This window comes from Chlamydia psittaci 6BC, from assembly GCF_000204255.1.
In the GTDB taxonomy this organism is placed as follows: Bacteria; Chlamydiota; Chlamydiia; order Chlamydiales; family Chlamydiaceae; genus Chlamydia; species Chlamydia psittaci.
In genome coordinates, this window is the sequence record NC_017288.1 from 1 (window position 1) to 7,553 (window position 7,553).

The window sequence follows — 7,553 nt, forward strand, 5'->3', positions numbered from 1 at the left end:
TATAATTAAAATTATATTAAAATATTAAAGGTAGTTGAGACGTTAAGTTGTCCGTCATGCCTGTATCATAAGCTGATAACATTTGCGTAGAAGATAAACACGATACTCGCATTATCTCTTGGTCAGCAAAGCCCATTTTTTTTAGATATGCTAGAGCACTAGCTCGTAGAACATGAGGTGTTACTTTAATTGGAGAATTAATATCACCTTCAGCCAACTTAAAATAATAATAAACCTGATTGATTGCTACCTGTTGTCCTTCACCGGAAACAAAAACCCAACCCTCTCTATTCCCAAGATAATCTTGCAACTCTTGCATTAAGAAATTAGGATAGCTTACCTTCACCTCTTGGTATCTATTTTGTCTCTTTTTTACCTTGAATGTAACCTGATTCTTAGCAAAGGATATGTCTTCAGTCCTTAAAGATATTACCTCGGTTAATTTTCTGACTCCTTGTATGATCAACTTGCCTATCAGATAGTCCCTAAAACTAATCTTTTTCAAAGCATCAAAAAATAACAACCACTCTCTTTTCGAGATAAATTCTGTCTTCACCTTATCTCTAATCTTATAAAAAGTTGGGTTCCCAAAGTCCTTAGAAGGACTGGCGTGTTTAATAACCCCTTTGGTTAATCGATAAAGAAACTTGGTAAAAGATATATAACATGCTGCTCTAGCTTGTTTTGATGCCTCTGAAACCGGCTTCCCAGAGTAAGTGAAAGTTAAAGATTTTATTCTGTTCAGAATATCACAATGATCACAACAGACTAAACCTTCCAATTTCATGGAACCATCTAATATATGATTGGCTACTAGAAACTTGATACCCGAAGCGTAATTCTTTCTAGTAATAGGAGATAAGGTTGCTAACCATACATTAGCTGCTTCTAATACTGTCAGAAATAATCTACTCTTGTGGTGGTGACTCAAACCGCTCATACTCAGTCTCAATATTTTGTAATGTACAAGTCTTGCGCAGTCTAAGTTTTTTTCAACCAAAAGTCTACCACCTAAAGTTGCAAAGTCTACCACCTAAAGTTGCAAAGTCTACCACCTAAAGTTGCAAAGTCTACCACCTAAAGTTGCAATTCTTCTCGGGATTTCTCAGGTTTAAATTCTTAAAAAGTATATTAATACTTTTTATTTGCTGCTGATTTGAGTCAGCATCTGATATCTACCTTAAGAGTTTTCTCGAACAGTTGATGCAGTAAGTTTTTGTTATATTCAGAAAGCTCTAAACCAGAAGAAACTATTTTTAAAATATCTATAAGTTTCTCAGAAACTTCCTTATTCTTTTCCTCAAAATCTACACACCGTTCTGTCTGAGAAGACTTTAAAGGAGGTAGGAACTTATTTAATACATCGATAGCTAGAGCATTCGATAAACCGCTAATCTTTCCCAAAACCTTAAGTTTATCTTTAACAGATCCTTTTCTAGAAGCTAATAGATATGCCGTTTTATACGGTATTGACTGGAATAAAGACTTGGTATTCTTATCAGGAAGGCTAATGAATAACTCGTAATATCCTAGGGCGTTATAAGCTGAAGACTTTGTACGAAAAACAAGATTTATCCAAGATGAAAATGTTGTATCAGGAGAATTCATGTTTTTTAAGATTTCTCTGACCTTATAGATTTTCTCTCCTATTAAAAGAACGTGTTGTTTTTGTATGGATTTAATTTGCCCAGTAAGTAGCTTAATAGAAGCTAATCCTCTATTATATTCTTCATCGAACTTACTATTTTGGCTAACTACTAAGTTTTCTATTTGCTCCTTTTCAATATCACTTAGAGATACTGAAAACACATCCATAGCGAATTCCTTTTTAAGAAATTCTTTAGTTGTGTTTTCTTGATTCTTTTGAAAAAAAGCGGATGCTTCTTTAGTTAATTTACTCACAGAGTTTCCTGGACTAATTTTTCATCAGAGAATAGCTTGTTTTCTATCTCTTTAGTTAAGTTTAATATGTCTTTAGCTGCTCTAGAATTTGGGTAGGCGTTTATTACTGATGATTCTTTTAATAAAGATCTGCTGACAGTAACATCTCTTCGTATTTTACTGGACAAGATTTTACCTTCATAAATCGTTTCTATAATGTCCATGTAAGTTGAATTTGTTGAATTTCTTTCATCCCAAAAAGAAAAAACTATTCCTAGTATATCCAAATTGTTTCCGATTGTTGAACAGAACTCTTTTATCTTTTGCAAACCAAGAATAGAGAATGGTTCTGGGGTTAAACACACAACTAGGTAATCACTAGCTAAAAATGCTTCTTGGGAAAGAATTCCTAAACTAGGAGGCGTATCCAAAATACATACATCATACTGGTCCTGGACCTTCTGAAGAGCTAGGTGCAAATGATTAACTGATAAACTGATATCTTTATCCAACCCCCTAAAATCTTCTACAAGAACAGATGAGGGAATGATATCAAGGTTTTCTATTTTCGTTTTATGTATGGCTCTTCTAATCTCATTAGAATGTCTTAAAATCTCATTCAGACTGTGATCATCTTGAATTTGAACTCCAAGACCGGTAGTTAAATTTGCTTGTGGATCTAAGTCCACAAGCAAAACTTTTTTTCTGCTTACTTGGGCAAGATTACTACCAATATTAAGGGATAGGGTTGTTTTCCCAGTACCACCTTTAAAAGAACAAAATGCTAGCGTTTTCACACTTACTCCAACGTTAGAGTAGATGTTAATTTATTCAGCTTTTGAGAACATATCTTTTCTCGACAAAATCAACATAATCAAAGCTTTTTTTAGCTTTAAATTATTATGTTCCATTTGTTCGACTATAGGTGAGTCGGGAAACAAGCTTAAAGATGTTTGTATTTGATTAAGTAAGTTTAATATAACGGATATACTTTTGTGGTATAATTCCAATGGAGAATTCAAAAAAGTAATTTTTTCCTTGTGCACTTTCATTTTGATATCTAGTTCTGGAAAATCTTTTTCAACATCTTTTACAATCTTGATAAAATCATTAGTCATATTCTGTTTATCATTCATAATCTCTCCAGTAAATAGACGTATGATTTTTTCATATAAAACCACAAAAAAAATATCCAACGAAAATATATTTAATTAAGTTGCTTATAATTTATTAACCATTTGTTTGTTGTTTTACTTCTAAAAACGATATATTTGATGTTGCTGTAGTTCCTAAAATTGAGTCACCATTTGCCAAAGCATTTACCCAAACCACACCACTATCCATACCACCAACTCTTAGAGAGAATGTAACAGGATCTGTTCCAGTGTTGTTTACAGCCGTTCTCAATGAACAAACATTAGGAATCCCTGATGAGTAACCATAACTAATGGCACAAGGAGATGAATCACCTTCTCTTACAAGAGCGAGAACGACATTCCCTTCCATTCTAGAAGCTATGATGTCAGCAGAAATTAAAAACATACTATTAACGTTGTCGGGTGTAATTGTAAATTTCCCGATTTCTGTTCCACCTAAAAGTGTGCCAATATTAGACTTTGTAAATAAACCGTTGCATTGGATTTTTTCTGATAAAGAAAAGTTCTTAAAAGCTTTTGTAAGTGCTAAATTTTTATCTGATATTATTCTATCAATAACTTCTTGTATTAAACTATTAGTGATATCTTTTATGATAGCATCTACCAAACCCTTCTGTATTTGATCTAGTATTAGCTTTGATAAGGTATCAGCATCTATCGAGAAGTCTATGGTGGCACTTTGTGCATTTGTGTTTGAGATATCTATTTTAAGACCCTCTTTAGCATTCAATTTGGCTGCTGTTGGTGTTGACTTTGTCCCTAATATAAGTTGTTGATCTTGTAAGGGACTTTCCATTTGACCAAGCTTAATATTGTCTGCAAATACACAATTTTGGGTGTCATTTAAGTAAAAACCAGAATTACCCATAATTAAAACTCTTTTTATTTTGAGTTTTAATTTAATTTTTTTTGACTATCAACAATTAATTTTTATTTGTTGTGCTTTGAATTGTTTTATTTGTTGAAATTTGCTGAAATTTACTTTTGTTTAAATAAAATACTTCTTTTTTAGAAATAGTTTTTCCTTGAATCCTTTCGTGTTTGTTTAACCATTTTAGCTCAATAGCTATCTCAATGCATCTATTGATAGCGGATTCTATTTTTTTCCAGTTCCTAGAAGTAATATATCGATTCATCCTCAAAGTATAAGATAGGTTTTCGAACCCTATTTCTATTTTATCTGGCCATTCTTTTGATCCTGAACTATTCATTTTTTTTCTCGTAGCTGTACTAACAATCCAGTCTATGAATGTGTAAGTGAATTTTGATGCATTTGGGAATCTTAATTTTATTTCCTGATACATATTTGCAGGCTTTAAAACGAAATAGGAATCAATTTGATCTACTATGATAGGACAAGGTTCTATGATGAACCCTTTATGTTTTTTAGAAATCAGATTAAGAAAAGGTTCTTCATCCAAAGCTTTATTTTCTTTTGGAGTCAGACCTTCCCAACCTTCACAGATGCGTAAAATAGGAGAGAAAGTTTGATAGCGATCAACGACTTCTTCTCCTTTATTCCATCGTTTTCTTGTCGCAACTATTAGATAAGGCTCATTCCCTAAATGATACAATGCTTCGAGAGCTATTAAAGCTTCTTTGCCTCCAAACTCATTCTTATTTCTAGATGTTTTATATTTTTTTACTCCATAAGCTTCTAAATATTCTGACTTTGTGAATTTAATTCTCGGAATTGTTCCTTCGAATTTAAAAGTATTTGTTTCTCTGGATAAATAAGATCCTTCTAAATTTCCTCGATAATTTGTTGCTGTTAAGAGTTTTTGAATCGCTGCTAAAGCATGATAGTGAGATGGTTGTAAATCTAGCCCTATTACTTCGATTTTAGATTCAGTACAAATGCTCGGGAACAGCTCGAATAAGTCTTCTGATAACTGGGGTTTTCTCCCAAACTTTTGGTTCTCTAAGTGAAGAGAACTTTTAATTATCTGATTTTCTGATTTCACCATGCTTCTTTTTGAATTGTAAATTTCCCTGTGCACGAATTAAATCTTAGCGTTGTTGAAAACACAGAACCATGTCTATTTTTCCCTACTATGATTTCTGAGAGTCCTTTCGTAGCTTCCTGTGAATAATAGTCTTTTCTATGTAAGAATAGTATGACATCAGCATCTTGCTCTATTTGACCGCTATCTCTAAGATCTGACAACATAGGCCTCTTATCTCCTCTGTCTTCTACCTTCCTAGATAGCTGTGATAAACATACAACGGGTATTTGTAACTCAACAGCTAATTTTCTCAGTTGTCTTGAAATTTCAGCTATTTCATTTTGGCGATTCTCTGCTTTTTTCGAAGATCCTATTAACTGCAAATAGTCTATAAACAAAGCATCTATACCTTGATTTTCTCTTAATTCCCTAGCTTGATCTATTAATGTATTTAGATCTGTACTCTTGTTATCACATATAAAGAAATGAGTTCCTTTCAGCTTTGTTCCAATGCTTTCTATTTTAGATAAAACATCCCTAGAAAAATTACCTCTTTTTAATTGTTCGCAAGAAGTCTCACTTAAATTTGATATAATTCTCTCTACAATTTGATTTGGGCTCATTTCTAATGAAATAAAACCCACAGCCTTTCCCTGTTCTAAAACGAGATTAAGAGCTATGTCTATAGCAAAAGCGGTTTTACCCATAGCAGGCCGTGCAGCAATAACAACAAAGTTTCCCTTTGATAATATAATGCTATGTTCGTCTATTGAAGAATATCCTGTAGGCAATCCATCTACATAATCAATCTTATGTCTGGATCTATAATCATACCTGTGACGTATTTGGGCAATAACACTAGCTTTGCCATTTTCCCCGGATGAAAATATGTCATAAACGGTTTTCCCTATATGTTTTCGTCTTGGATACGATGTCTTTTCATAAATGTCATCCAAGCGTTCTTTGAACTGATCAATAAGAGTGTATGGTGAACGTCTATTTGGATATCTTGTAAAATCTTGAAAAGATGAATCTAAGAACTCTTTAAGTAGGTTATTGACATGTTTTTCATGCAAAAAGTCAATATGATGATCTAAATCTATAGGGATGTCTGCATTTTGAGACATATGTATCAAATATGAAACATCCATACTCTTATCGAGATTTCTTCTCTTTATCTCTTCCCAAATCAGGGATATTGATATTGTATCTCGGTCTCTTAATATATCCCGTATTAGCAAAAATATATTCTTATGATTCTCTGATTTGAAGTGGTGCTCCGATAATCTACGAACAACAACATGCGCATGTTCTAAATAATTAACAGCTTGTCCTAAGACAAAAAACTCAACATCTAGGAGATCTTTTTCTTCTTCAGATTGTTTTATCATAAGGTATCCAGAAATAACTTCGAGGATTGTATAAAAGAAATATAAATTACCTGATTATTTCTATAATCAGGTAAAACTCATAACTTATATCACGAGGTTGTGTGTGCGTAAAGGCAATTCACTACATAGAAATTTAGATACAATCTTTGGGAATGAAGTTTATTCAAACAACCTAACACATCAGGAATTTCTTTCTGTTAGAAACCAGCATCTTTGGGAAAAACTAAGAGATATCCCACTTTATGAAGCTGTGCATACATGGCTGTCTTCTTTAACTAATCATACATCTAGATCGTACAGAGGATCTATTTTAGCTTTAGAAAGAATAGGTTTGATTTCTTTAAAAATGCCACTACAGCAATTTGCTCTGCTAAACCACAACATTATATTAGACGCTATAAAACAAATTCCTACCACAGTAGTGTGTTGGTCTGAAGGAACAAAGCAAGTCAGAGCAGCATGTTATATATCCCTAACTAAGTTTTTAAATCGAGTAACATCTGGAATAATATCTATAGCACAACCATCTCATCAAGAATCCAATAAGACATTTTACAAAATCCGAGATCTGGTCAAAACAAATGCTATGAACCAAGTTGAGCGGGTATTATTTTTAGAGGAATTATCTAAAATTAACTACAGAGATTGGTTAATAGCCCAAACTATTCTTCAAGGTGCAAAACGAGTAACAGAAGCTCTATCAGTTACAACAGACCATATTTGTTTTGAAAACGGAGTCATATCTTTTAATCAAATTAAAAGTCGAGGTGTGTTTAAAACAACAATTATTACCTATCCGCAAAAATTTATGAAATTACTTCAAGATTATGTAGGGGAAAGAAAAGGGTTGGTGTTTATAACTAAGAAAGGCAGGGGTGTTGGTTTGAAACAATTGGCAGGTACTTTTGCTAAAGCAGGAATAAAAGCACACATACCATTTAAAGTAACACCCCATGTTCTACGAGCTACCGCAGTTACTGAATACAAAAAAATGGGGTGTTCAGATTCCGATATCATGAAGATAACAGGTCACTCATCTTCGAAAATGATATACGCTTATGATAAATCTACTATAGCCGACAACGCATCAAAAAAAGTGTCTCTAATTTAGTCATAAAGTGGAAATCAATAATTTCCACTTAAAAAACTACAACTAAACCAAAAATCATCCAATTCTA

At 32.9% G+C, this 7,553-nt stretch carries 8 protein-coding genes; 1 reads left to right on the plus strand and 7 read right to left on the minus strand.

The window, feature by feature from the left end:
* Positions 1 to 16 precede the first annotated feature (16 nt).
* The 7 genes from G5O_RS10235 to G5O_RS10265 form a co-directional block, all read right to left on the minus strand.
* Positions 17 to 940, minus strand: coding sequence for a tyrosine-type recombinase/integrase (locus G5O_RS10235; protein ID WP_010891146.1), 924 nt, complete (start codon positions 938 to 940; stop codon positions 17 to 19).
* A gap of 221 nt (positions 941 to 1,161) precedes the next feature.
* Positions 1,162 to 1,902, minus strand: a complete 741-nt coding sequence (locus tag G5O_RS10240; RefSeq protein WP_006343673.1) for a CT583 family protein — start codon at positions 1,900 to 1,902, stop codon at positions 1,162 to 1,164.
* Positions 1,899 to 2,678, minus strand: coding sequence for a ParA family protein (locus tag G5O_RS10245; protein WP_006343674.1), 780 nt, complete (start codon positions 2,676 to 2,678; stop codon positions 1,899 to 1,901). The genes G5O_RS10240 and G5O_RS10245 overlap by 4 nt, the downstream gene beginning before the upstream one ends.
* Positions 2,679 to 2,708: 30 nt before the next feature.
* The gene (locus G5O_RS10250) at positions 2,709 to 3,017 is read right to left on the minus strand and encodes a Virulence plasmid protein pGP4-D (protein WP_006343675.1); all 309 of its coding nucleotides are present in this window, start codon (positions 3,015 to 3,017) and stop codon (positions 2,709 to 2,711) included.
* Between the two features lie 94 nt (positions 3,018 to 3,111).
* Entirely contained in the window at positions 3,112 to 3,906 is a 795-nt protein-coding gene (gene pgp3 / locus G5O_RS10255; RefSeq protein ID WP_006343676.1) for a virulence factor Pgp3, read from the minus strand.
* Between the two features lie 55 nt (positions 3,907 to 3,961).
* The gene (locus G5O_RS10260) at positions 3,962 to 5,005 is read right to left on the minus strand and encodes a Virulence plasmid protein pGP2-D (RefSeq protein ID WP_010891148.1); all 1,044 of its coding nucleotides are present in this window, start codon (positions 5,003 to 5,005) and stop codon (positions 3,962 to 3,964) included.
* On the minus strand, positions 4,999 to 6,375 hold the full coding sequence (locus tag G5O_RS10265; protein WP_006343678.1) for a replicative DNA helicase: 1,377 nt from the start codon (positions 6,373 to 6,375) through the stop codon (positions 4,999 to 5,001). The genes G5O_RS10260 and G5O_RS10265 overlap by 7 nt, the downstream gene beginning before the upstream one ends.
* 103 nt (positions 6,376 to 6,478) lie before the next feature.
* Here G5O_RS10265 and G5O_RS10270 point away from each other — a divergent pair, with 103 nt between their 5' ends.
* Positions 6,479 to 7,486, plus strand: coding sequence for a site-specific integrase (locus tag G5O_RS10270; RefSeq protein ID WP_006343679.1), 1,008 nt, complete (start codon positions 6,479 to 6,481; stop codon positions 7,484 to 7,486).
* The last annotated feature ends 67 nt before the right edge of the window (positions 7,487 to 7,553 follow it).

What these genes read in the sequence shown, in the direction of transcription:
- G5O_RS10260 (WP_010891148.1), bottom strand. Translation starts at nt 5,005, where the DNA reads ATGGTGAAATCAGAAAATCAGATAATTAAAAGTTCTCTTCACTTAGAG.
- G5O_RS10235 (WP_010891146.1), bottom strand. Translation starts at nt 940, where the DNA reads ATGAGCGGTTTGAGTCACCACCACAAGAGTAGATTATTTCTGACAGTA.
- G5O_RS10250 (WP_006343675.1), bottom strand. Translation starts at nt 3,017, where the DNA reads ATGAATGATAAACAGAATATGACTAATGATTTTATCAAGATTGTAAAA.
- G5O_RS10265 (WP_006343678.1), bottom strand. Translation starts at nt 6,375, where the DNA reads ATGATAAAACAATCTGAAGAAGAAAAAGATCTCCTAGATGTTGAGTTT.
- pgp3 (WP_006343676.1), bottom strand. Translation starts at nt 3,906, where the DNA reads ATGGGTAATTCTGGTTTTTACTTAAATGACACCCAAAATTGTGTATTT.